Consider the following 22,883-nt stretch of genomic DNA (forward strand, 5'->3'; position numbering starts at 1 on the left):
CTAATGACTTTTGGCAATGGCGTCGACGTCACTGTAACCTGCCTATAATTGTTTGCACTGATGCGCCAAACCCTAAGCCTTTATTTTCTTCAGCATCCAAGCTATGTTTTCACCAAGTTGACGCATGGTTTCCATGCCCTTTTGATCATCGGCTGCCTCGCCCATCTCTGGCCCAATGCCGACATTCCAATAGTTTGAACCAACAATGATCATCTGACCCATCAGGAAAAAATGATTCATTGTGTCAAAGGCATGCATTGCACCAGCCCTACCTGACGCCACCACAGCTGCTCCGAGTTTGCGACGGAACAGATCTCCATTAGCCCGGCCGACCATGCCGCAGCGATCGATAAGAGCTTTCATCTCACTAGTCACATCAGCAAAATAGTTTGGAGAGCCAAGAAGAATAGCGTCGGCGGCCACCATCTTGGCAATACAATCATTGACCAGGTCTTTGGCCAGGACGCACTTGCCGTTTTTTTTATGGAAACAAATATAACAGGCCGTGCATCCTCTGATTGCATGGCCGGCAAGTTCAACGAGCTCTGTGTCGGCTCCAACCTCAGCTAACGGTTCCAGCACTGTTCTAAGCAGCAGGTCTGTGTTCCCTCGCTTGCGGGGACTCCCGCATATTGCGACAACTTTCATTGTTTTTTCCAGTTCTCCCTATCCTTGCTCAAGGATATTTTGGATGCTGCATGTACGTATCAAGGAATTGAAGAGGGATTTTAAAATCTGCTAGGGCGTAGCAATGATAACCAGCCCGAGATAACCGTCAACAGTCAGCATATCGCCAGAGCGGATTAGTCGGGTGGCATCCGGCACCCCGGTGACGCAGGGAAGGCCATATTCGCGGGCAATGATGGCACCATGGATAAGCATGCCGCCGCGGCGTTCCACAATACCACCGGCCAATGGTACGACAAAGGTCATGTTTGGATCAACGGCGTCACAGACGAGGATTTCACCTGCCTTGAAAGAGGCGAGATCAGCCGGCTGGCTGATTACTCTGGCCGGACCCACTCCCAGGCCCGGACCGGCAGGTTGGCCCACCAGTTGGCGAGCTTGCAGCCGAGTATCGCCTGATCCATGAAATCCGGCGACTGGCGGGGCTGGGGTCAAGCGCTTGCTAACCCTTTCTCTCCCTGTTGCCAGTTGACTGGCCAGTTCGGGGATTTTCCCCCCTGACTGTCTGCGGATTGCTTCATTCCTGGCCTCGTGCAGTCGTTGGGATAATCGACCAATAGCAAGATTGTCATTGTCACGAAGGCGATAACTGGCCCGGCCAACTGCAAGCACATCCTGGGCGAACTCCTGTTCTTCCGGGGTGAAGGACTCTAAAAACATCGCCTCATCGTTCTGCATCCGGCGATTTGCTGCTGGCGGTGCCGCAGCCATCTCCAGTAACAGGTCTGTAATTTTACGATTTCCCGACATCATCCCACCCATGACGAAAGAGAGGTCACCAAAACGATCGGCAAACTCGGCTAGGGCGATGGAAAAAGGAGCGAAGGGGTCAGGTCTGCCCCCTTCTCGGAGAATGGCGGCCACAGATGGGTCATGGCGGAGCATCTCAGCCAATTCCAGCATTTTCCGGTTGCGCTGTACTGCCAGCAGGCCGGCATCACCTGCCAACAGGTCAAGAAAGGCAAAGGGATCATCCGGACGCAATTGATCGTTATAGACCTGACCAAAGAGTCGTATCCCATGGGCCATGGGAATGCAGATCTCCCGGTATCGGGCTTCCCAGTCGTCCAGAATCTGCTGGCGCTCACTGATTGCCGCTGCCAGGGAATGGTTGTCCAAAGACATGAGGTCAACAGTCGCCAGCCGGGCGGCATCATCGGCCATTGCCGGCAGCACTTCCTCTTCAATGGTCCGGCGCAGACTTTTAAGCGAGGCCAAGCTCCGATGCAGGCTCAGATACCAGGACCGCTCACCATCGTCATTCGTAGTGGTCGAAGTTGTAATCGGACGCGACTGAAGTGCAAAAAGGGAGCCCTGAGACAAGGTCCACTCCAGGTCCTGGGGAACGCCGAACAGGGTCTCGGCTTGCCGCAGCAGGGCCAGCACCTGGGAGGCAGTTGCTTCGGTCAAAGGGGTTGTTTTCTGTTCCTCGGTTGCGAGCGGCACCAAGGCGACGCCGCTGCCGGACGGTCGACAGGCATGGAGCCGAACAGGAACGTGACGCTCAAGGATTTTCCCCGTGCCGGGTTCGAGCAGCAGCCGATCGGGTTCTACATCACCGTCGACCAACCCCTGATTCAATCCCCAGACGGCTTCGATCGCCGCCAACTCTTCGCGCCCCGGACAACGACTGAAAGCGACACCGGAACAATCACCTAGAACCAATTCTTGCAGAATAACCGCCATGGCACTGCCTGCGGGATCAAGACCAAGTTCCTGGCGATACAGCAATGCGCGGTCAGACCAGAGCGACGCCCACACCAGGCGTAGTTTGTCAAGGATAGCGGGCAGGCCGTGGACATTGACAAAAGAGTCGTGGAGACCGGCAAAGGAGGCGGTAGCCGAATCCTCCACCGGGGCGGAAGAACGAACCGTGACCGGGGTGCGAGTCAAGCGCGAGGGTAATCCTGCGGTAATTTCGGCAGTCAACCGTTCGGGCAGCGGTGTGTTGAGAAACAAGCTGCGAATCCGGAGCCCCAGATCCCAAAGCTCCTCCCAGCGCATCTCTTGAAACGGTTTGCGTTCCAACAAGAGCGGCAGGCGCTGCCGTAAACCGGTGGTGTCCAGGTACTGTTCATAAGCAAAGGTGGTAATGCAGACCCCTGGCGGCACCGGCAGGCCGGCACCAGCCAACCGACCAAGAGCTGCGGCCTTGCCACCGACCAGGGGCAAGTCAGTGGCGGACAATTTCGTCAGATCAATGCAAAGTGACCTCATGGCGTTAAATGAAATTCCATGACATTCTGGAAGCGGGTCACCAAGTAAATACGGTCGATCTGCACTTTAAACAGGGCACAACTGGGTGCGGCTGTGAAATCGGCCAGATGCGGGTGCCGGGATAAATAGATGGTCATCCCTTCTTCACGCGCTGAACCGGTCATTTCCAGCGCTGTACCGAGGAGCGTGGCGGCGGCGGCTCGCCTGAAATCAGACACTTGGTTACTCCGGTTATCCAGAAGCAGGGAGACCTGAGAATTCCTGGCCAGATTCGCCCATTTGCGAGTGGCACGGGGAGTGGCAAAATAGAGGTGCCGCAGGTCTTCCGTGACCGCAACAGCCACCAGGCTGACATACGGATGGGAACCGGCGTCGGTGGCCAGGGCTGCCAAGGGTTGACTGCGACAGAGTTCCTCTAAAATGGGCAGGTGTTCAGCAGGAATATTCATGCAGAGTATCGTTCCTCTTCAAGGATGTTTTTAATCCGTCGAGCTCCCAGTCTGCAAATAAGAAGATAGGGGGCCGCCAGCACCGGCACCTCAAAGAGCACCCGGCAGAGGTTGGGTCCAAACGATTCAACGCGGTGACCTGTGGCCGGAATACCGGCTACCCTCCAATGCCAGTATTGCCCAGCAGTGAATTGTGTGACCTGAAAGTAAAGCCAGAGGCCAAAGGCAGTCCGTACACGACCGACAGTTCGTGGACCAATGAAGCGGTCGGCGCAATCAACTCGAGCGACCGATGGGCCCCACTCTGGCCATCGTTGGGTGTCTATCAACAGCTCCCAGGCTGTTGCGGCAGGAGCCCTGATTTCTACAGCGGTAGTTAAGGGTTTCATCAGGAAGCTTATGCCATGACCAATTAGATTTTTGCAAATATCGCTTCAAACGATGGCTGCTGAAGGATGTTATCGATGGGATAATCCCCTCATCAAAGACCGAGAGAGGAAGCAGAAAAATAAGCACCTAGACGGTGATCCAGTTGCATACTTCTATTGCTTGTAAAAGGTAATAAGGACTTCGCCCAATTTGAACCCAAACTTCGAGAAGACGGCCCTATTCATCATGATTTTGTCGTCAAGCTGCCACATCCAATCGTCAAAGTTCACGTTATACACTTTGTCACCAACAGGCAGGGCAAGCACATATTTCCAATTCAAGGCATTGCCTGCTGCGGCTCCGGTAGCTTCACCGACGACGTCGGCGGCGGTACCGATGTACCGATCATTTTGTTTCTTGATCGTCCACACGCGGCGTTCTTTCTTACCATCAGCGTAGGTAAAATGTTCATCAAGGGTGCCGGTGTCGCCTTGCCAACTGCACTGCATATCGACCGTCATGCGGCGAATAACCTTGCCTGAGCGATCCTGGACGATGCCATGGGCAACAACGCGCCCGTTGAAGTATTCCTGCATGTCGAACTGAGGTTTCTGATTTGCGTAATCAGAGAGTTGCACCGAAGTACAACCCGTCGTTACCAATGCAATGAGAGCACAAAAGAACAACCAAAATGATTGAGAACGAAGTGACATAATAATCTCCCGAAAGTTTTCCCAGGTTTTCAGCCTCCATTGATCAGTCGGCTGCGCATTTCCTGGTCAATAGGATCTTTTCCCAACCATATACCAAAATATGCTGCGGCAAAATCTGCCCCCTCGATGGTGATGAGCGGCCGACCATTGTAGCTCAGCTCTGTTCCTTGGCCCGGAACGTAGGTCAAAGCATATCGATCACCGGGCTTGACATCTATGTATACCGCATTGAGTTTGTCTATGCGGCTTCGCAAGCGATCCAGTTTGTCCGGACTGTTATTCCGTTCCAGAATCGCTTCTGCCCCTTTGCCAAAATCTGGGCCAGGAATGGACACGAGATAGCTTATTTCAAGACGCTTAGGGATATCGGCGAGAACATCATTGGGAGAACCGTTTTCAGGCAGGTAAAGAGCCGCCACGTAGACCTTGAAGATTTTTAACCAGCGCAGAAGTGCTGCGCCTCGAATTGGGACCTGCTGGTTATCAATGGTGACGCTCTCTTGGAAATTAATATCCTCGACGGTCAGCGCTGCGGCGTTGATTGGTTGAAAGATCAGCAGGGTAAAAAGAATTGTTCTTTTGATGAGGCACAAAAAGGCTTGTAAAGCAGGCATGGGCGCTCCTCCTCAAAGAGTCGTCAAATAGAGGCGTTTCAAAACTCATTCACCACCTGACTGGCAGGGTCTCGTTTGCCAACGGGAAAGCAACGTTTATATACCAACACTGTGTTCACTCTCCAGTCCTGTCAATGTGATAACTCTCTGTCTTTTGATATCTTTAGGCAAATTAATTATCTATTATCTTGATAAAGTCTTGCTGTCAGGGCTTACATGCTGAACAATCGTTATTATGCTGCTTGGAAAGCACATCTTATGGACGCCCCTGCTCCAGCGACTAAAGCAATGCGACAATCGTAGAGGGCGTACACCATGAAAGAAAAGGATCGCCTCGAAGCACAGCGACTCGGAAGACAGGATTGGCGGGTGTGGGGACCTTATTTAAGCGAACGGGTGTGGGGAACGGTACGCGAGGACCGAAATTGTGACGGCAGATATCCTCGACAAGTTACCCCGTTTCAAAGCACTTCTCGAAGAACACAAAGGCCGCATGTTCGACGGACACACCATCTGTGCCTGCCCGACCCATACCAACGAACACGGCGAGCGGTTGCTTGCCATGGTCGACCACACCATGATTCCTTCCATCCTCAGGCGACTTCTCAACTCGGACGAATTCCTTTCGGTTCACGGCATTCGCAGCGTGAGCAGGATGCATAGGCATAAACGTCATCTGGGGTCATTGCCCGGCGTCGGCAAGGCCCTCATTGAGTATGAGCCTGGAGAGTCTCAATCAGATCTGTTTGGCGGAAACTCAAATTGGCGGGGTCCGGTATGGATGCCGATCAATTATTCCATTCTCCAAGCCTTGACCAAGTTCCATCGCTTCCTCGGGCCAAATTTTACCGTGCCCTTCCCTGGCCAGAATGAGGACACTTTGAACCTCCAGGAGGTGGTAAATCGTATCGCCGAAAATCTTATCGACATATTTCGCCGAAACAGCGAGGGTTGAATCCCAGGACTTCCCGAGGACAGTCCTTTTCAAAATGATCCCGAATAGAGCGATCTACGGTTGTTTCATGAATACTTTGATGGGGAAACCGGACTCGGGTTGGGCGCTTCCCATCAGACCGGGTGGACCGGACTGGTGGGCAATCTCATCAAACGCCGCTATGAACTCATGATGCACTCAAGCCGGTAGACAAAGATGGATTCGACAAATGTTCAGGGATAATCCTGTCAGGAGTCGATTTTCCTTTTCTCTAGGCAGGATTGGATAGTTTTTTAAAATTCGAGCAAAAAGAGTTGGTAAAGAATACAAACTGCGGCAACCACCCCTTCTTTACTCATATACTTTCGTTATTGGGAATAAATGAATCGAAAAAATATTGATATCATACGAAGAGGTCGCTGCCTTGCTCAAGGGCAACACGGGCAAGGCCCTGTGGTTTACTGGATGTCCCGTGATCAGCGAGTAGGCGACAATTGGGCCCTTTTATGGGCTCAGCAAGAAGCACAAATTTATCAGAAAGGGCTGCTTGTTGTCTTCTGCATGATTCCCAATTATCCAGGAGCCACCTTGCTCCATTATAGTTTCATGCGCAAGGGCCTTGTGGAATTGCAGGAGAAACTCAAACAATGCAACATCGGCTTCAGAATACTCGAGCAGAGCCCCGATGTAGCACTCCCCAGCTTTCTAAGAACGATCGACGCCCATTTGCTTGTCAGCGACTTTGATCCTTTAAGAATTAAGCAACAGTGGAAAAAGAAGCTTATCGCCAGCCTTAAAGTTCCATTCTATGAGGTGGATACCCACAACATTGTTCCCGCCTGGATCATCTCCGACAAAAAGGAGTATGCCGCATATACTCTCCGTCCAAAGATTAAACGGGTTCTGGGTGACTATTTAACAGATATTCCAGCAGTCCAGCATCATCCGTTCAACTGGAATAACGCACCATTGGTGGTTCCTGAAACTCTTCGCAAAGAAAGCATTGCCAGCCAAACGACAGAAGCATATCCCTGGGTACAGGCAGGAGAAGCGGCTGCCAGTATGGCTGCTTCAAACTTTGTGCAGCAAAGGCTGGAAAATTATATCAAGACCCGCAATAACCCTTGCCTTGACGGCCAGTCGGGACTGTCTCCCTATCTTCATTTTGGTCAGTTGTCCCCGCAGAGATTAGCCTGGATGGTTTCACGTTTTGACTTGTCGGTAGAGACCAAGGAAACGTTTCTTGAAGAACTTGTTGTCCGCAGAGAACTTGCCGATAATTTCTGTTATTACGAGTCGGCATATGACCGGTTTGCAGGCTTTCCGGACTGGGCTCGTAAAACACTGGACCAGCATCGGAAAGACAAAAGAGCCTATGTGTATTCACTGGCTGAACTCGAAAATGGAACCACCCACGAAATTCTCTGGAATGCCTGCCAGCAGGATCTCGTCCAAAGCGGCAAGTTGCATGGCTTTTTGAGAATGTATTGGGCAAAAAAAATACTCGAATGGACACCCGACCCTGAAACGGCCCTCGAATATGCCATAGCGCTGAATGACCGTTACTCACTGGACGGTCGCGACCCAAACGGCTACACAGGAATTGCCTGGTCTATGGGAGGAGTGCACGACAGAGCCTGGCGTGAACGATCCGTTTTCGGAAAGATTCGTTATATGAACGAGGTAGGTTGTCGCCGCAAATTTGATGTAGAACGTTATATAAAGACTGTTTTCAGCAAGGACTGACGAAAATCCGAGTGAATATCCAAAGGCCTACCGGGCAATGCACCTGCAGATTCCACAATTTGGGAGTCAGAAACCAATAGCTGGCTGTAAAAGGCTGGCGCTATAGCCGACGAACTCTTTTTTCAGAAAGAACAATATGTTGAATTTCTGTTCTCAGTGCGGCACCAAAGTGTCGCTGCGATTGCCCGCAGGAGATGACCGTTTGCGATTTGTTTGCGATGGTTGCCATACTATCCATTACCTAAACCCCAAAATGGTTGTCGGCACCATTCCAGTGATGGGCAATACGATTTTGTTGTGCAAACGAGCCATTGAACCACGTCGCGATAAATGGACGCTTCCGGCCGGATGGCTGGAAAATGGGGAAACGGTCACAGCCTGCGCCCTGCGTGAAACACAAGAGGAGGCGTGGGCAGAAGTTGATGATTTGCAGCCCTACGTCCTTGCCAACCTGCCCTTTATCAATCAGGTGTATTTCTTCCTGCGGGCCCGCCTTCTTAATTCTGATTTTCATGCCGGCACTGAAAGCCTTGAAGTGAAACTCTTCACTCCCGATGAAATTCCTTGGGACAACTTGGCTTTTTCTGCCGTGCATGAAACCTTGAGATTTTTCTGCGAAGATTTAAAGAAGGCGGAATTCCCCTTTCGTATTCTCGACATCAAGCCGCAACAGAAGGGGGCAAACGGTCTCGGCTAGCTACCGATCGTCATTCAGATTGAGCCCGGAACATTGAATGCAAACAGTTGAGGACAACAATTCGTTAGGCCAAGGAGACCGAAATGAAAGAAATTTATGATGTGGAGGTCACGACAATTGAGGGTAAGCAGATCAAACTCGCTCTTTATCAAGGCAAGATTATTCTGATCGTCAATGTCGCAAGCCAATGCGGTTTCACAAGTCAATATGATGGTCTTGAGGAACTGTATCGAAAATATGGAGACCAGGGGTTGGTTATATTGGGTTTCCCCTGCAACCAGTTTGGTGCTCAGGAACCCGGATCCGAAGAAGAGATCATGAATTTTTGCCGCCTCAATTATGGGGTGACCTTTCCCATGTTTGCCAAAATAGATGTGAATGGACCAAATGTCGATCCACTCTATATTCTGCTCAAAAAAGAGCGCCCTGGGTTTCTCGGCAGCGGTACGATTAAATGGAATTTCACCAAATTTCTCGTTGATCGGGACGGTAATATTGTGGAACGATACTCTCCATCCACAAAACCCACCGAAATCGAAGACAAAATCATCTCGTTGCTCTAACTGTTCTGATTCAGATTGAAGTTTTTCGGTCAGGGGGAATCGGAGATGCTTTTCTTGCGATCATCAATTAGCGTTTCCCTTAACAGTATGTAAAAAGGAGAAAAAATGCTCGTTATAATAGGTGGCGATGCCGCAGGAATGAGTGCGGCCTCGCAGGTACGCAGGCTGCAACCTGCGACGGACATACTGGTTTTTGAGCGCGGCCCCCATACATCTTTTTCCGCCTGAGGTATTCCCTATTACGTCGCCGGTCTGGTCGACAGGGAAGACGCACTTATTTCCAGGACGCCTCAAACATTCCGAGAAAAATTGAACATCAATGTTCAAACCAAGCACGAGGTTATTGCAATCGACCCGGAAAATCAGAAGGTTTTGGTCAGGAATCTAAACTCCTCCATCGAACATTTGCAGCACTACGATCAACTGCTTGTTGCCACCGGGGCACGCCCGGTTCGACCGAACCTGGAGGGTATTAACAGCCGGAATATTTACGATGGCAACAGCTTGGTGAACGGTTCACGGCTCAAACAGGCCCTCGCGGAGCAAAAACCGAAGACTGCGGTGATTGTCGGCGGCGGGTATATCGGCTTGGAGATGGCCGAAGCACTCCATATGCGTGGCCTGAAAATCACCATGGTCCAGCGCAATACGCAGGTGATGCCTACTCTCGATCCGGACATGGGCGAACGCCTTGGTCAGGCTCTGCGGGAAGAAGATGTCGATCTCCATGTGAACGAGACCGTTCAGGGCTTTGAACACAAGGATGGCCTGGCCGTTGCTGTTACTACCAATAAACGAACCATCCCCACGGATCTGATTATTCTTGGACTTGGGGTCACACCCAACAGTGAATTAGCTGCAAATGCCGGGGTCCCGCTCGGGCCGAAAGGAAGCATCAGGGTCAACGATCTCCAGCAGACTGAAACTCCCAATATCTGGGCAGCTGGTGATTGCGCCCAGTCCTATCACCTGGTCAGCCGCAAGCCGGTCCATGCTGCATTGGGGACAGTTGCCAACAAACAGGGCCGGGTAGCTGGCCTGAACCTAGGTGGCAAATACGCCACCTTCCCCGGAGTCGTCGGCACTGCGATAACCAAATTTATGGATACCGAATGCGCCAGAACCGGACTCAACGAGAGGGAAATCAAGGAACTGGGCCTGCAGTACTCAATCGGCTTGGTCGAAGGACATACCCTGCCCCGTTATTACCCGGGATCCGCACGAATACATGTGAAAGTGCTGGCAGAAAAGGGCTCAGGCCGATTGCTCGGGGTTCAGATCGTCGGCGGACGGGGTTCGGCTAAACGTATTGACACCGCGGCAACCGCACTCCATGCCGGTTTTTCCTTGGAGGATCTGCTCTACCTTGATCTAAGCTATGCCCCACCTTTTGCCGGGGTGTGGGATCCGATAGTTATTGCCGCCCGTATGGCGCTGAAGGAAGGATGAATCATGATCGCGAGTTTTGGAATGAGTACTCGGTGAACCGCATTAGATTGTGGCCAGGAATTCAAGATACTTTCGCCAAAGCACTTCCAAGTGGGTAGATCTATTCGCATGAAAACTACAAAGACATTCCACTTCAAACCCTTTTGGTTAGGATTTTTAACAGTATTTTTTTTAATCGGCAGTGGGGGATCTTCAGCATCACAATCTCCTGAAATAATTTGGCAGGCATTGAAAAGAGGAGAAGCCTTGGCCCTCATCCGCCACTCCTATGCACCAGGAACGAGCGATCCGCCTGGGTTTCTACTTCGGGACTGCTCCACTCAGCGCAATCTTTCAGAGGATGGCCGTATTCAGTCCCGAAAATTAGGCGCTTTTTTTCGTGCTCAAGGAATCAATGATGCGTTGGTATATTCCAGCCAATGGTGCCGCTGCCTTGAAACTGCCAACCTTCTTGGGCTTGGACCTGTTGAAGAACTACCGGCCCTTAATTCCTTTTTCGAGGAACCGGACAGAGGGCCTGAACAAACGGCGAAAATCAGGACTTTTCTTTCGACGCTTATTCAGCAGGCTCCCGTAATATTGGTGACCCATCAGGTTAATATCACTGCCTTGACCGGGGTGGTTCCCTCTTCAGGAGAAATCATTATTTTCCAAAAGGAGAAAAACGGTCTGGGTAAGCTGCTAGGGCGATTCATTCCTTAATAAAATTAAATTATTAGTAAGCTAACCAGTCGAAAAGGCAAATTGGTTCTTTAAAATTAATAATCATCATCGAACAAGAGCTTCATTTGTCCCCACAAACTTACTCGGTTATTGAATTTGAAATTATTACCTTGGCCGACTGTGTAAATTCAACCTCTTCGCAGCATCGACTCGTTCATCATCCGCCAGACCTCTCCATTTCTTTGCATATTATCTATGAGCAAGGCCAAGCGATTGGTAATTGATTTGCTCGGAGTGGGTTCCCAAGCGAGGGTGTTACGGGTTTTTGAGGATTCCGCCACAAGTTGCTTGTCAACGTAATCAAGCATCCATAACTGTTCAAAGGTTTGCTTTCCCTGCACTCGACTGAGCAATCGGCGGGCAAGAATCATGGGGACGAGCAGCCGACGATTGGTAAAGATCGGTTCTTGAGGTTTTGTGTAATAGTATTGAGTGGCTATCCGGAACAACTCAAGATGGGAGGTCGCACCATCTGGGCCTGCGTTGAGAATGATATTCTGCTCAAGCTTTTCACTTTTCTCTATTACCTTCAGGAAGAAATGGGCTAGATCATGAACATGGATATACGGTATAGCGGTTTGACCATGACCAGCTATTATTCGTGAATGCAGCATATTGCCGGAGAGCCAGTTGTTGAGCAGGTAATAGAGTGGGAGATACTCGCACCAATCGCTGAAAACGGCTGCTATCCTAACGATAGCACAGGGAAACCACCTTGAATAATCACCGACCATCTCCTCGCCAGCTTTTTTGCTTCGGGCATAGGGAATATTAGCATCGGGAGGGCTCTTTTCGCTGACGATTGTGTTGAATGAACACGATGCTTGGGAACTGGCAAAGATAAAACGCTTGATATCCAGATGCCTTGCCAATTCCAACATGTTCTTTGTGCCTTCGACATTTGTTCGGATATAATTTGGATGCTCCATGTTGGTGTAATCGTAATAGCCAGCGAGATGGACTATATAATCAACGCCACCAAAATCTTTTGTCAGCGGAATAAGCTCCTTGAGATTGGCCCAATCAGCGATATCGACTTGGGCCCACCGCAGATTTTTATTCGCCTGTACCCCCGCTTCTTCCGCAGACCGCCTGGCAACGCAGAAGAGCCGAAATTTTTCAGCAGCGGCCTTGATAAAATTTCGTCCTTCAAAACCCGAGGCGCCAGTCAGCATCAATCCGGGTAACCGATACTCCATACGCATTCCTCCCATTTAAATCGATCCGGTGGGAATCGAGAGTGGATGGATCACATTGCCACGAGCAAAATTTTACCCGTCATTCTAACTTAGTCGAATTGCTGACAACGGTCCGGGCAAGATCATTTAATGCAAAATGATGCAGTGGAAGAACCAGATACCAATACAACCTGCCCAGGATACCCCGTGGCAGGAAATGAGCCGTCTGAACGAGTTGATCAGCTTGCACATCAAACTCCAGCCACCCCTCACCAGGTAATTTCATTTGGGAATAAAGAAGCAGTCTCTTTCCTGGTTTGATATCAACAACCTTCCAGAAATCAAGCGCATCACCGATGCGCAGCTCTTGGCTTAACCGTCTTCCGCGGCTAAGCCCATAACCGCCGACGAGTTTGTCGATAATCCCTCGAATTTGCCAGAGAAAATTGTACTTGAACCAACCGTTGGCTCCGCCAACGGCACAGGCAGATCGAAAGACATCCTCCTGACGTTCGCCATTTTCAAAAGAAACAGTTCGCACATCCCTTAAGATTGCCCCTGCAGGATTATCGAAATCCTTGATGTCGCACGCCTGCTGACCGGTGCTGTCACACCATCGGCTAAGAACTTGATTGCGCTCAAGTTCCCGCAACGCACCTGCAACCGCTTGCTTGAACGAAAGGGGCTGTATTTCCGGATACAACTTTGCTGCGTTATCGTTTTGTAACACGGTTTCACTTTTGAGCCCCTCGACGAGGGCGGAAGCAAGCTTGAAGGGGATAGGGGTGAAGAGAACTAACCAGTAGGATGACAAGCGAGGGGAGAGCACTGGAACAGGGAAAAGGTGTCTTTTTAGCCCCATGACTTCGGCTGCCTGGCGCATCATTTCTTTAAAGCTGAGCTCTTCACAGCCTATATCGACTATGAGGTTCCCCTGGTGCTGGAGTTCCACAGACGCCTGCAGATAAGAAAGCACATCATCAATGCCGATGGGTTGCGTCCGGCTCCGCACCCAACGAGGGGTTATCATCGCCGGCAATTTCTGACAGAGATTGCGGATAATTTCAAAACTGGAACTTCCAGAACCGATAATCACTCCCGCACGCAACCAGATCGTCTCAATACGATCGGGTTTTGCTGAAAGAATTTCCCCTGTCTCAATTCGGCTCAAGAGATGTTTGCTGGCACTTTCTTTCACACCAAGACCGCCGAGATAGATGATGCGCCGAACACCGGCCTCTATGCAGGCATCTCTGAAATTCTCGGCACTGACGCGATCCAGGTTCTGGTAATCCTCGGTGGCCCCCATGGAATGGATAAGGTAAAACGCTGTATCAACCCCATCCAGTGCTGCAACTAGAGATTCTTTATCGAAGGTTGTCCCCTCTTGTATCTCAACCAGGTCACCAATTGAGACCTGGACCTTGTTTTTGTTACGCACCAATAGCCGAACTTTCAGTGCTGATGTTTCAAGGAGACGGTGTGTCAAACGCCTGCCGATATAACCGGTTGCGCCGGTCACTAATACGGTTTTGGTCTTCATTGTATCATCCATGATTGCAAAGTTTCAACTCGGTTGGGTGGAAGAATACTGAATCTGCGAATCGATTTGAATTTATTGCTATACCATAAGGATTAGTCAGAGGAATGGGAATGATGAGAAGCACGCAATTATTCCGAATACGTTCAATAACATCGAGATTCAACCCTAGCATCAACGGTTGAGATTGAAAAAACACAGGCAGCTCTACACATGCCTATTTTTCGACAAAGAAAAGAAATTGCCTTTCCTGTAAAAGGGCAATACAGTTCGCAGAATTTATCGTTGTTCAATCGCACATCTTCAACCAAGGGGGCAACCATGGGAACCAAGGGAAGAGAGATAGTTGGCGTCAACACCGAAAAAGTTTTGGCACTGCTTAACAAGGCCTTTGCCGATGAGTGGCTGGCCTATTATCAATACTGGCTTGGGGCGAAGGTTGCCAAAGGGCCGATGAAAGAAGCGGTGATTGCCGAATTGCTGCAACATGCCGCTGATGAATTACGACATGCTGATCTGGTGACCACCCGGATTGTCCAACTGGGCGGTACTCCGCCAACCAGCCCCAAACTGTGGTACGATTTCACGAATTGCGGCTATGATGCCCCGGAAGACCCCTATGTGCTTCGGCTACTGGAGCAAAATATCAAGGGCGAACAGTGCGCCATCAGTGTGTACAATTCGATGCTGGCCGAGACCCGAGATACGGATCCGGTGACGTATAACGTGGTTCTGCAAATACTCCAGGATGAGGTCGAGCACGAGGAGGACCTCCAAGCGTTGCAGGAAGATATCGAAATGATGCTCGCACGCCGATCCTGAAAAACACCAAGGGTGGTATCCCCGACCAACAATTTTTTAATATGTTGATCGAAGATATTGCTCTTTGATTCCGACATACACTATTCCCGCCTATAAATCAGGCGGGAACAGGTTCTACACTTCAATGGCTGCAGCTGGCCAACTGGTTATTTGAGCAGGTATCGTCTCCATTGGGTTATTTCCGTCTGGAACTTTTTATAAGGGGAGTGTGAAATGGACAAAAAGATGCGTGTCATGACCGAGAAACCACTGAACGCTGAACCTCCGGTCGAATCCTTACGTTCCTGGATCACCCCTAATTCCTCATTCTTTCATCGCAACCAGGGGGCGTTTCCCGCTGAACCGATCTCCTTGGACGAATGGGAGCTATCAGTTGATGGGGAGGTAGAAAAGCCGCTCCGGCTCAATATGGACCGAATTCTTCGAATGGCCAAGGTTATAGTTGCCAACACCTTTGAATGTTCCGGTAATGGCCGCTCTCTGCTCAATGAGAAGGCAAGAGGCAATCCTTGGACTGTTGGAGGGGTAGGCAATGCTGTTTATGGAGGTGTCTGGCTACGTGATATTTTGCAGCAATCCGGTTTGAAAAGCAGCGGAAAATATGTGAGTTTCGAAGGCCAGGATCAACCTCTTGGCTCTGCGGGTATCAAATTCATTCGAAGTATTCCTCTTGAGAAGGCTATGTCGACCACTCTTCTCGCCTATGAAATGAACGGAGAACCCCTGCCGTTGCAACACGGGTACCCCTTGCGTGCGTTAGCTTTGGGCTGGTCGGGAGCCAACTGCGTAAAGTGGCTGCGGAAGATCAATGTTCTGGATCGTCCCTATGAGGGATTCTTCATGGACAATGTATACCGTATCTTTCAAAAGGGGGAAGATTCCAAATCTGGCGAAGTTGTCACCAAGCTGAAAATAAAATCATTCATTACCCAACCGTTACAGGGGGAAGAACTGGGTGTCGGCGCTGTAGTCATACTCGGGGCAGCCTATGCTGGTGAAGCCGACGTGGAGCGAGTTGAGGTGTCGCTTGACAACGGCAACAGTTGGGCAGAGGCACAATTCATCGGCCCTCATGAAAAATTTGCCTGGCGTCAATGGCAATACATCTGGGACGTTAAAGAGAAAGGTGAGTATACCTTGATGTGCCGGGCGATCGATTCGCAGGGGAACTCACAGCCCATGGATGCGGATTGGAATGTACTTGGGTATGGGAACAATGGCGTCAAGGAGCACGCAATCACAGTGCATGCCAGATAGTGCTGCCTGAATACACGATGTTCGTGGGCCATCTTTTTGTGTTGCTTTGAGCTGACCAAGCTCGTCTTTAACCTTGCCATCGTACCTCTCCGCCTTGCCGAGGATTTGTGGGTTACAGAAGGCCCTAAGACAGGGCCTTCTGTAGTCTCATTTTAGGGGATTGTAGCAAAGGAGGTTGACCGGGAATGATCTCCACGCGCTTGCCACCATTCATACGCTCTTATTGGAATAAACCCCCGGGAGGATTTGCCATTGCCCTTATTTCTTCGGCACTTTGCTGTCCAGACTCTCATGGAGTTTGAGATAGTCGTTGAGTCGATAGAGTTGTTCAGTCGTCTGATAGCGACCGTCGGCAAAAACTCCATAGTCGCCTCCTCCGGCCATTGCTGAGGCGAATCTCGTCGAATTTGCATAAAAGAGCCAAATCGAAGTCCACATCCGCTCCGCTTCCTCATCAAAGATGTTTGCCCCTTGGGGCAACCCGCGCGCATAGCCGCGTTCCCATATGTCCATGAGAATTTTGGTTGCTTCATGGGTAATGTCGTTGGTCCGGGCAATGGTGTTGTCGAGACGGCGAAAGTGTTCTTCAGTCCAGCTGGTGCTATGACAGGAAGTGCAGACCGCTTTCATTCTCGTGTTCCGCAGTTGTTGCTCCGTTTTATCGATGACATGTTTGGCCACCGGGGTACCGTCCATCTCTACCGCCAGGGGGAGATCAAGGGAGTTTCGCACATCTTTGAGATCGGCATGGATTGGATGGGGATGGGCATAGGGAACCCCGAACAACCGCCAGGCAAGGCGGTCGTTGAACTGATGGGTCCTTTCAGCGATGACCTTCTGGTCTGGTGTAACCAGCAGGCTGGCATGGCAGGTGGCACAGGTCGGAGCAGTAAAATCCTTGCCAATCACCCAAGGCACGTTGTCGAAATTGTACTCTTTCCCCAATGAATTAAATACATTGCCATGCTTGCTCACCTCATAAACTTTGTACGCTGGTACATCTGGTCCTTTATGGCACTCCGAGCAGGTGTAGGGCTTGCGAGCCATCTCAATGGAAAATTCATGGCGACTGTGACATGAGGTGCAGGCACCTTTGCTGCCGTCTGGATTGATACGCCCAACACCCTGGTTGGGCCAGCCCTCAAGTACCGGAAATGTTAACTCCCCAAAGGCTGTTTGTCTGGTTGCGAGTCCCTTCACCTCGACCTTGGTGCCGTGACAGTACAGACACGATTCGTATTCAGTGCCCTTATCGGTCCCTCCCAACACCAGATCTTTGTCTTTGCGATGATAGTTGTTGTTGACGGCAGAGATCATGTCCCGATACAGGCTATTGTCCACCAGGTTGCTATAGGCGTGCGACATGATATTCTTGCTGTACTGATCTGCTTCCACGCCATGGCAAGTGGCACAGTCCTTGGGACTGACAATCACGTTGATCCGGTAGCCGTTGTGTTCAAAGGAATCAGCATGTTGATCGGCCCGAAGCGAATGGCATTCATAACACCCGACAACTATGTCCCGCAGAGACTTGTCGATCGATTCTGAAGACACCCGACGACTGATCAACTCCTTCAAGAGTCCTGAGGCAGGCGTTGTCCGGCTGTGACGACTTTTCTCCCAGGATGCCACCAAACCGGGGTGCAGCTCCCGGTGGCAGCCAAGACACTCCTCGGTTGCGCTGCTGAGAGCTGTTTCCTGCCCGTACACATTAAAGACCGCTGCAAGGAAAAGAAAAACAGAGAACGTCAATCGAGAGAGTAACTTCTTCATGTTGTTTTCCCTTATTTTGTATTGCAAATCAGACCGGGCAACGAAAAGGTAAACTATGGGCGACTATTTATCACCGATGAGCGGAAGTTCTTTCTCAAGGGTAAAATAGACAAGAAAAGTAAGCGCCACATCGTCATCGCTAAAGGTTCGGCGTTTGATTTTTTTGATCAGTTCCGGGTTGTTTTCTTCACGGACTTTTTTTAGAAAAAGCCTCTTGCCGTTGTAACCGGCTCTTTCTTCAACGAAGAGAAACGTCGCTGAAGGATTTGATTGAAGGTTGTGGTGGGTCAAGCGATCACGCATAATGAAGGCCATTGTCCCCTCCTCAAGAAAATGGGGGCGCGAATAAATCGCTGCGTCAACTTTCCCATTGCTATCAGCAGTGGCCAATACACCTAACCCTTTTGTGTTTTCGAAGTATTCTTGTAATTTTTTCATGTTTTTCCTTTTGGAGTAGATTTATAAATCCGTCATTGGAAGAAGATATCGTTCTCGATGGGCAAGCAGCATTTCTACACCTCGCACATCAGACAAAAATTACATTTTTACCCATCAATCTATCCTTTTGATTTCTATGCAAAAACCATAATCGTAGAGAGTATGCTTTACTTTTGGATAATCAAGTTCACTCAATACCTATTTTTTTGACTTGAGGCAAACACTTGTTTTTCAGAGAAAAGTTATGATGTAAGGTAAGGTTGAGTTGCATTGTATCAAATATTTTTTATTGTAATGTAATTGACATTATCTCGTAAATTCATATTTCCCATTAAGAGCTATTGACTAACACCATCTCAGAATTTGCATGAGCTCCTTGTTTGTGGTTGTCTGGGGCAACAAAATTTTCCACGATTTGCTTGCCAAGCTGACTTCAACAAGTCGCAAGTGTAAATCAAATCAAATTAATAATCGAATGCAAACAAATGGCCCTCATGATGGAAACAAAACGAATAAAACTCTACAGCCTTTCAACTTGTGCCTACTGTCAAGCCATAAAAAAAATGCTCAAGGATCTCGACGTAACGCATGAATTCGTTGATGGAGACCTGCTGGCAGATCAGGACCGAGAGTCCTTGCTATCTGAATTGCGCCTGCTCAACCCCAGTTGCTCCTTTCCCACCATTACTATCGACGGGCAAACCATCATCGGATTCAAACTTCAGGAGATCAAGGAGGCCATTGGGGTGCGCACCAAGGTCGACGATCTCCATGACATGCTCAAAAAGGTGCAGGAGCCCAAAGGCTATTTCTTCAACCGGGACCGGGAGCGGACCTTCGATCTGCTCCGGGGCTTGCTGACCAACAAAGATCGGTACGGCTACATGTCCTGCCCCTGCCGCCTGGCTTCAGGCCATCGAGAGGCTGACCGGGACATCATCTGCCCCTGTGAGTATCGGGCGGCGGATGTCGAAGAATTCGGTTCTTGTTACTGCCAGTTTTATGTGTCTCAGGAGTGGAACGAGGAGCGCATTCCTCATATTCTCGTTCCTGAGAGAAGGCCCGTTGGGCAGTATTAATTTCCTTAGGGCTCTATGCACACATGCAATTTGGTAAGGGGTTCAATTGAATGCTCGACAGCACTGAGTAGAATTGCTCGATAGAAATATTGCAATGCACTGCGTTTGAGTGTCCCTAGGACAAGCACTGTTTTCCCGTTGACAATAAAGCTCAAGAGTCATAATAATTTGAACAAGTTCTTTTCCACCGTGTATTTCCTGTAAACCTAAAACCCTGGAGGTTGTCATGAGAGATGGTGTTATAAAAAAAGAATATGAAAAAATGGTTTGGGTTCGTGACAAAGAAGGAAAAGAGTATGCCTGCTACATTAAGGACATCAAAAAGAAAGAAGACCTGACTGAAGAAGAGAAAGCGAAATGCCTGGATCTTAATACCGTCCTAGGCGACAGCTGGTAGGACCTCAAACAACACATAAGCTTGTAAGAAGCCTCTGTTACTTTTTTTGTAACAGAGGCTTTCTTTTTTGATTTGTAGCTCAGGGGGGAAGGCCTCAAACATCTTTCTCATCCAAGTCTGGGGCGCACGTGGTCGTTTAGAGGGGCCCACAAAAGAACGCACCGTTATCAACTCGTCTCTCGAGAGGAAAAACTAGTATGGAAAAGCTGAAAATAGGGGTTAGTGCCTGCCTGCTTGGCCAGAACGTCCGCTATAACGGAGGCCATCAGCTCAACCATTTCATCCGAGATATATTGGGCCAGTACATGGACTTTGTTCCCGTCTGTCCGGAGGTAGAATGCGGCATGCTCATTCCCCGTGAGACCCTGCGTCTAGTAGGCAGCGAGGAGGCCCCTCGGCTGGTGACCAGCCGCAGCGGTGTCGACCACACTGAACAAATGCAGGCCTGGGCCGAATATAGAGTGCGGCAGTTGGAGAAAGAGGATCTCTGCGGTTTCATATTCAAAAAGGATTCACCGAGCAGCGGGCTTTACCGAGTAAAAGTCTATTCGGATCAAGGCATGCCCCGCAATGTTGGAACCGGCATGTTCGCCCGGGCTTTCACCCAACATTTCCCCCTCCTGCCAGTGGAAGAGGACGGCAGGCTCAACGACGGCAGGTTGAGGGAAAACTTTATTGAAAGCGTCTTTGTCTTCAAACATTTCCGTGACCTGATGACGGCGCCCCCCAGCCGAGGGGCTTTGGTGGACTTCCATACCCGCCATAAACTGCTGCTTCTTGCCCACAGCCAGGAGCACTACCGGCGGATGGGGCGGTTCATCGCCAATATGCCTGAACCCATCGCAGAGGCCTACAGCCAATATGGCGTACTTCTTGCCGAAACCCTGCGTGTTCGTACCAACGCGAAGAAGCATTGCAACGTCCTTCTGCATATCCTCGGCTATTTCAAGAACGAGCTAACACCGGATGAAAAGCAGGAGGTACTGGAGATGATTGAGGCTTATCGCCTCGCGGATGTTCCGCTGATCGTCCCCGTTACCCTCCTCAACCACTATGTTCGCAAATTCGACCAACCCTACCTGCGCGACCAGTACTATCTCCACCCTCACCCTCTCGACCTGCGTCTGCGCAGCCATTGCTGAAGAATTATGCCGCAACAAAAACAATATTGTCCAAAGGACCGGGAACAGTTGGCGTCGCAACTGCGCTGTTTGTTTCAACAACAATCGCATTTGGTACTCGCCACCCATGACGGCACGGCGCCTTACACCAGCCTGATGGCCTTTGCCGCTGCCGCCGACCTTGACCGCCTTTTTTTTGTTACCTCACGTGCCACACATAAATACAGCAACATGGCTGCCCACAACCAGGTCTCGGCGCTCATCGACAACCGGACCAACCGCAGCGCTGATTTCCAGTCGGCCCTTGCGGTCACCGCCCTTGGGCAGGCAAGGGAGTTGCTGGGGAAAGACAAAAACGGCCCGCTCGCCCTCTTTCTCCAACGGCATCCCGAGCTGGAACCCTTTTGCCTGGCCCCATCTTCTGCCCTCATGGCCCTCATGGTCCGCCGATATATTCTGGTGGGTCGATTTGATGAAGTGCACCTGCTTGATATCGAAACCATCGCCTGAGAGCGGCATCAGAGAAACCTCGTCAGAATTCTGCCCCGACTGATTGGTTAAGTTAGGAAAGATCAAAAGGTTTGGCCTGCTGGGAGCAGGGCAAGAGGCTTGTTAGAAAAGAGATACATAGGGCAAAGGAGTCCGAAATGCTCAGCACCTCTAAAACAACACAAAACCTGTTGCCGGTTGTCGTTACGATCACCATCACCCTTGCCATCTGGCTGGGAAGCAAGTGGTATTTCAATGACTGGTTCGAGAATCCCTTCAAATACCCGGCAAAGGTTGCTTCGCTTGCTGCAACGGTATTACTCTGCTGGTGTGTGTTGCTGTCGACCCGAAATAACGTCCTCGAAAAATATTTTTGCGGGTTGGATAAAGTCTACCAGATTCATAAACGACTCGGTAAGACTGCTTTCTGGCTGATAATCCTCCACCCTCTCTTTCTTGCTTTGGACCGGTTGCCGGACCTGATTGCTTTCCTGCAAAGACTCTGGTTCATAGCTCCTCATGGGGACCGCTATACAATAGGTCATAATCTCGGCCTTACTGCGTTGCTGTTCATGATTGCCCTGCTGGTACCGACCTTATGGATAAAAATCCCTTACCACCGCTGGAAAAAAACCCACGAATGGTTCGGTGCTTTGCTTGTGCTGGTGATGGTACATATTCTCGTTGTCAACCGGGACGTTGCCGCTTATCCATTGCTCAGGTACTGGGTGTATGGACTGCTGTCGTTGGCCCTTTTGAGTTTCCTCTACATTCGCTTCCTCTATCGTTTTATTGGGCCGCGGTATCGTTATCGGATTGCTGAAATCGAGAGAGTACGGGATGTTCTAGAAATTTCCTTTGACCCAGTCGGAGAGAAGATGTCGTTCCGCCCCAGCCAGTTTGTCTACCTGGTCATCCACAAACCGGGGATAACCACCGAACCTCACCCCTACTCCATTGCCTGTGGCTACAATCTGGCTTCGCGATTCAAACTTGGAATTAAACAGACCGGTGATCATACCCGCTCACTGGATCTTCTGGAACCGGGAGACGAGGTCACGGTCTATGGACCCTACGGTCATTTCAGTGATCGTTTTCTGGCGGATGATCGTGACTGCGTTTTCATTGGCGGCGGCATAGGCATCACACCTTTTCTCGGCATGTGGCATGTAGCGCTGAACTCTGGCGAACGACCAATAGCGCCGGACAAAGAGACGTCAATGATTGCGTTGCATCCTGAAATCAGCCAGAACTGGAAGAGCCCAAACGTTGCGCTTTTTTATCTGGTACCCACTCAAGATCAGGCCAGCTTTGACAACGATATCAGAAATGAAGTAATCCTCAGCCATTTCCACGGTTTTCCTGCATTCGAGGAGCGTGGTCACCATTACGAACTGTATGAGGACGTCCGGCAGGGGTTCATTACAGCAGATTATATCGATAGTCGTGTAAAAGGCGGGGTCCGCAATAAGAATATTTTCCTGTGCGGCCCATCACCGATGGTCACCGGGTTGATAAGGCAGTTCAAAAAAATGGGGATCAGTAAAGACCAGATCATTATCGAGGATTTCAACCTGTTATAGCGGAGAGCATCCAAAACCAGGGGAGGCGCTGCCGTCAACAATCGC

At 50.1% G+C, this 22,883-nt stretch carries 23 protein-coding genes; 13 read left to right on the forward strand and 10 right to left on the reverse strand.

Annotation, left to right across the window (positions count from 1 at the left end; all coding sequences use genetic code 11):
* Positions 1–72: 72 nt before the first annotated feature.
* The 6 genes from ACHZCX_RS20840 to ACHZCX_RS20865 form a co-directional block, all read right to left on the reverse strand.
* Positions 73–648 carry a flavodoxin family protein gene (locus ACHZCX_RS20840; RefSeq protein ID WP_319589131.1) on the reverse strand — a complete coding sequence of 192 codons (576 nt, stop codon included), beginning with the start codon at positions 646–648 and terminating at the stop codon, positions 73–75.
* A 90-nt stretch (positions 649–738) separates the two neighbouring features.
* The gene (locus tag ACHZCX_RS20845; RefSeq protein WP_319589132.1) at positions 739–2,904 is read right to left on the reverse strand and encodes a PEP/pyruvate-binding domain-containing protein; all 2,166 of its coding nucleotides are present in this window, start codon (positions 2,902–2,904) and stop codon (positions 739–741) included.
* Positions 2,901–3,353, reverse strand: coding sequence for a pyridoxamine 5'-phosphate oxidase family protein (locus tag ACHZCX_RS20850; RefSeq protein ID WP_319589133.1), 453 nt, complete (start codon positions 3,351–3,353; stop codon positions 2,901–2,903). Before ACHZCX_RS20850 ends, ACHZCX_RS20845 begins: the two co-directional genes overlap by 4 nt.
* Positions 3,350–3,742: an SRPBCC family protein gene (locus tag ACHZCX_RS20855; RefSeq protein ID WP_319589134.1), complete on the reverse strand. Its 393-nt coding sequence runs from the start codon at positions 3,740–3,742 to the stop codon at positions 3,350–3,352. Before ACHZCX_RS20855 ends, ACHZCX_RS20850 begins: the two co-directional genes overlap by 4 nt.
* A gap of 153 nt (positions 3,743–3,895) precedes the next feature.
* Positions 3,896–4,435 (reverse strand): DUF3833 domain-containing protein, encoded by a 540-nt coding sequence (locus tag ACHZCX_RS20860; protein ID WP_319589135.1) that lies wholly within the window; start codon positions 4,433–4,435, stop codon positions 3,896–3,898.
* Positions 4,436–4,464: 29 nt separating this feature from the next.
* Positions 4,465–5,049 carry a chalcone isomerase family protein gene (locus ACHZCX_RS20865; RefSeq protein ID WP_319589136.1) on the reverse strand — a complete coding sequence of 195 codons (585 nt, stop codon included), beginning with the start codon at positions 5,047–5,049 and terminating at the stop codon, positions 4,465–4,467.
* Between the two features lie 427 nt (positions 5,050–5,476).
* Here ACHZCX_RS20865 and ACHZCX_RS20870 point away from each other — a divergent pair, with 427 nt between their 5' ends.
* The 6 genes from ACHZCX_RS20870 (at position 5,477) to ACHZCX_RS20895 (ending at position 11,140) form a co-directional block, all read left to right on the forward strand.
* Positions 5,477–6,004 (forward strand): hypothetical protein, encoded by a 528-nt coding sequence (locus tag ACHZCX_RS20870; RefSeq protein WP_319589137.1) that lies wholly within the window; start codon positions 5,477–5,479, stop codon positions 6,002–6,004.
* Positions 6,005–6,364: 360 nt separating this feature from the next.
* A complete protein-coding gene (gene phrB / locus ACHZCX_RS20875; RefSeq protein ID WP_319589138.1) occupies positions 6,365–7,729 on the forward strand; it encodes a deoxyribodipyrimidine photo-lyase in 1,365 nt (454 codons plus the stop codon).
* Positions 7,730–7,868: 139 nt separating this feature from the next.
* Complete coding sequence (locus ACHZCX_RS20880; protein WP_394708861.1) at positions 7,869–8,426, forward strand: NUDIX hydrolase; 558 nt, start codon at positions 7,869–7,871, stop codon at positions 8,424–8,426.
* Between the two features lie 83 nt (positions 8,427–8,509).
* A complete protein-coding gene (locus tag ACHZCX_RS20885; RefSeq protein WP_319589140.1) occupies positions 8,510–8,989 on the forward strand; it encodes a glutathione peroxidase in 480 nt (159 codons plus the stop codon).
* A 105-nt stretch (positions 8,990–9,094) separates the two neighbouring features.
* Entirely contained in the window at positions 9,095–10,438 is a 1,344-nt protein-coding gene (locus ACHZCX_RS20890) for an FAD-dependent oxidoreductase (RefSeq protein ID WP_394708855.1), read from the forward strand.
* A gap of 108 nt (positions 10,439–10,546) precedes the next feature.
* Positions 10,547–11,140, forward strand: coding sequence for a histidine phosphatase family protein (locus tag ACHZCX_RS20895; RefSeq protein ID WP_319589142.1), 594 nt, complete (start codon positions 10,547–10,549; stop codon positions 11,138–11,140).
* Between the two features lie 149 nt (positions 11,141–11,289).
* Here ACHZCX_RS20895 and ACHZCX_RS20900 read toward each other — a convergent pair whose 3' ends face one another.
* Both ACHZCX_RS20900 and ACHZCX_RS20905 read right to left on the reverse strand, forming a co-directional pair.
* Entirely contained in the window at positions 11,290–12,360 is a 1,071-nt protein-coding gene (locus ACHZCX_RS20900) for an NAD(P)-dependent oxidoreductase (RefSeq protein ID WP_319589143.1), read from the reverse strand.
* Between the two features lie 79 nt (positions 12,361–12,439).
* Positions 12,440–13,882, reverse strand: coding sequence for an SDR family oxidoreductase (locus ACHZCX_RS20905; protein WP_319589144.1), 1,443 nt, complete (start codon positions 13,880–13,882; stop codon positions 12,440–12,442).
* A 318-nt stretch (positions 13,883–14,200) separates the two neighbouring features.
* Here ACHZCX_RS20905 and ACHZCX_RS20910 point away from each other — a divergent pair, with 318 nt between their 5' ends.
* Entirely contained in the window at positions 14,201–14,701 is a 501-nt protein-coding gene (locus tag ACHZCX_RS20910) for a ferritin-like domain-containing protein (protein WP_319589145.1), read from the forward strand.
* 234 nt (positions 14,702–14,935) lie between these two features.
* Positions 14,936–15,958 carry a sulfite oxidase gene (locus ACHZCX_RS20915; RefSeq protein ID WP_319589253.1) on the forward strand — a complete coding sequence of 341 codons (1,023 nt, stop codon included), beginning with the start codon at positions 14,936–14,938 and terminating at the stop codon, positions 15,956–15,958.
* 258 nt (positions 15,959–16,216) lie between these two features.
* Here the strand turns inward: ACHZCX_RS20915 and ACHZCX_RS20920 are convergent, their stop codons facing one another.
* Together ACHZCX_RS20920 and ACHZCX_RS20925 are read right to left on the reverse strand one after the other, a co-directional pair.
* Positions 16,217–17,731, reverse strand: a complete 1,515-nt coding sequence (locus ACHZCX_RS20920) for a multiheme c-type cytochrome (protein ID WP_319589146.1) — start codon at positions 17,729–17,731, stop codon at positions 16,217–16,219.
* Positions 17,732–17,794: 63 nt separating this feature from the next.
* The gene (locus tag ACHZCX_RS20925; protein ID WP_319589147.1) at positions 17,795–18,169 is read right to left on the reverse strand and encodes a pyridoxamine 5'-phosphate oxidase family protein; all 375 of its coding nucleotides are present in this window, start codon (positions 18,167–18,169) and stop codon (positions 17,795–17,797) included.
* A gap of 494 nt (positions 18,170–18,663) precedes the next feature.
* Between ACHZCX_RS20925 and ACHZCX_RS20930 the strand changes: the two genes are divergently transcribed.
* From ACHZCX_RS20930 to ACHZCX_RS20950, 5 genes are all read left to right on the forward strand, one after another.
* The gene (locus ACHZCX_RS20930; protein WP_319589148.1) at positions 18,664–19,248 is read left to right on the forward strand and encodes a ferredoxin-thioredoxin reductase catalytic domain-containing protein; all 585 of its coding nucleotides are present in this window, start codon (positions 18,664–18,666) and stop codon (positions 19,246–19,248) included.
* Positions 19,249–19,474: 226 nt separating this feature from the next.
* A complete protein-coding gene (locus ACHZCX_RS20935; protein ID WP_319589149.1) occupies positions 19,475–19,645 on the forward strand; it encodes a hypothetical protein in 171 nt (56 codons plus the stop codon).
* 197 nt (positions 19,646–19,842) lie between these two features.
* Positions 19,843–20,787, forward strand: coding sequence for a DUF523 and DUF1722 domain-containing protein (locus tag ACHZCX_RS20940; RefSeq protein ID WP_319589150.1), 945 nt, complete (start codon positions 19,843–19,845; stop codon positions 20,785–20,787).
* A 6-nt stretch (positions 20,788–20,793) separates the two neighbouring features.
* Positions 20,794–21,276 carry a pyridoxamine 5'-phosphate oxidase family protein gene (locus ACHZCX_RS20945; RefSeq protein WP_319589151.1) on the forward strand — a complete coding sequence of 161 codons (483 nt, stop codon included), beginning with the start codon at positions 20,794–20,796 and terminating at the stop codon, positions 21,274–21,276.
* 71 nt (positions 21,277–21,347) lie between these two features.
* The gene (locus ACHZCX_RS20950; protein WP_319589152.1) at positions 21,348–22,838 is read left to right on the forward strand and encodes a ferric reductase-like transmembrane domain-containing protein; all 1,491 of its coding nucleotides are present in this window, start codon (positions 21,348–21,350) and stop codon (positions 22,836–22,838) included.
* Positions 22,839–22,883: the final 45 nt, after the last annotated feature.

Origin of the sequence: uncultured Desulfobulbus sp. (assembly GCF_963662935.2) — a bacterium.
In the GTDB taxonomy this organism is placed as follows: Bacteria; Desulfobacterota; Desulfobulbia; order Desulfobulbales; family Desulfobulbaceae; genus Desulfobulbus.

Excerpts from the sequence above, each read along its gene's own strand:
- ACHZCX_RS20840 (WP_319589131.1), bottom strand. The coding sequence starts at position 648 with ATGAAAGTTGTCGCAATATGCGGGAGTCCCCGCAAGCGAGGGAACACA.
- ACHZCX_RS20845 (WP_319589132.1), bottom strand. The coding sequence starts at position 2,904 with ATGAGGTCACTTTGCATTGATCTGACGAAATTGTCCGCCACTGACTTG.
- ACHZCX_RS20850 (WP_319589133.1), bottom strand. The coding sequence starts at position 3,353 with ATGAATATTCCTGCTGAACACCTGCCCATTTTAGAGGAACTCTGTCGC.
- ACHZCX_RS20855 (WP_319589134.1), bottom strand. The coding sequence starts at position 3,742 with ATGAAACCCTTAACTACCGCTGTAGAAATCAGGGCTCCTGCCGCAACA.
- ACHZCX_RS20860 (WP_319589135.1), bottom strand. The coding sequence starts at position 4,435 with ATGTCACTTCGTTCTCAATCATTTTGGTTGTTCTTTTGTGCTCTCATT.
- ACHZCX_RS20865 (WP_319589136.1), bottom strand. The coding sequence starts at position 5,049 with ATGCCTGCTTTACAAGCCTTTTTGTGCCTCATCAAAAGAACAATTCTT.
- phrB (WP_319589138.1), top strand. The coding sequence starts at position 6,365 with ATGAATCGAAAAAATATTGATATCATACGAAGAGGTCGCTGCCTTGCT.
- ACHZCX_RS20885 (WP_319589140.1), top strand. The coding sequence starts at position 8,510 with ATGAAAGAAATTTATGATGTGGAGGTCACGACAATTGAGGGTAAGCAG.
- ACHZCX_RS20895 (WP_319589142.1), top strand. The coding sequence starts at position 10,547 with ATGAAAACTACAAAGACATTCCACTTCAAACCCTTTTGGTTAGGATTT.
- ACHZCX_RS20900 (WP_319589143.1), bottom strand. The coding sequence starts at position 12,360 with ATGGAGTATCGGTTACCCGGATTGATGCTGACTGGCGCCTCGGGTTTT.
- ACHZCX_RS20905 (WP_319589144.1), bottom strand. The coding sequence starts at position 13,882 with ATGAAGACCAAAACCGTATTAGTGACCGGCGCAACCGGTTATATCGGC.
- ACHZCX_RS20910 (WP_319589145.1), top strand. The coding sequence starts at position 14,201 with ATGGGAACCAAGGGAAGAGAGATAGTTGGCGTCAACACCGAAAAAGTT.
- ACHZCX_RS20915 (WP_319589253.1), top strand. The coding sequence starts at position 14,936 with ATGACCGAGAAACCACTGAACGCTGAACCTCCGGTCGAATCCTTACGT.
- ACHZCX_RS20920 (WP_319589146.1), bottom strand. The coding sequence starts at position 17,731 with ATGAAGAAGTTACTCTCTCGATTGACGTTCTCTGTTTTTCTTTTCCTT.
- ACHZCX_RS20925 (WP_319589147.1), bottom strand. The coding sequence starts at position 18,169 with ATGAAAAAATTACAAGAATACTTCGAAAACACAAAAGGGTTAGGTGTA.
- ACHZCX_RS20930 (WP_319589148.1), top strand. The coding sequence starts at position 18,664 with ATGATGGAAACAAAACGAATAAAACTCTACAGCCTTTCAACTTGTGCC.
- ACHZCX_RS20935 (WP_319589149.1), top strand. The coding sequence starts at position 19,475 with ATGAGAGATGGTGTTATAAAAAAAGAATATGAAAAAATGGTTTGGGTT.
- ACHZCX_RS20940 (WP_319589150.1), top strand. The coding sequence starts at position 19,843 with ATGGAAAAGCTGAAAATAGGGGTTAGTGCCTGCCTGCTTGGCCAGAAC.
- ACHZCX_RS20945 (WP_319589151.1), top strand. The coding sequence starts at position 20,794 with ATGCCGCAACAAAAACAATATTGTCCAAAGGACCGGGAACAGTTGGCG.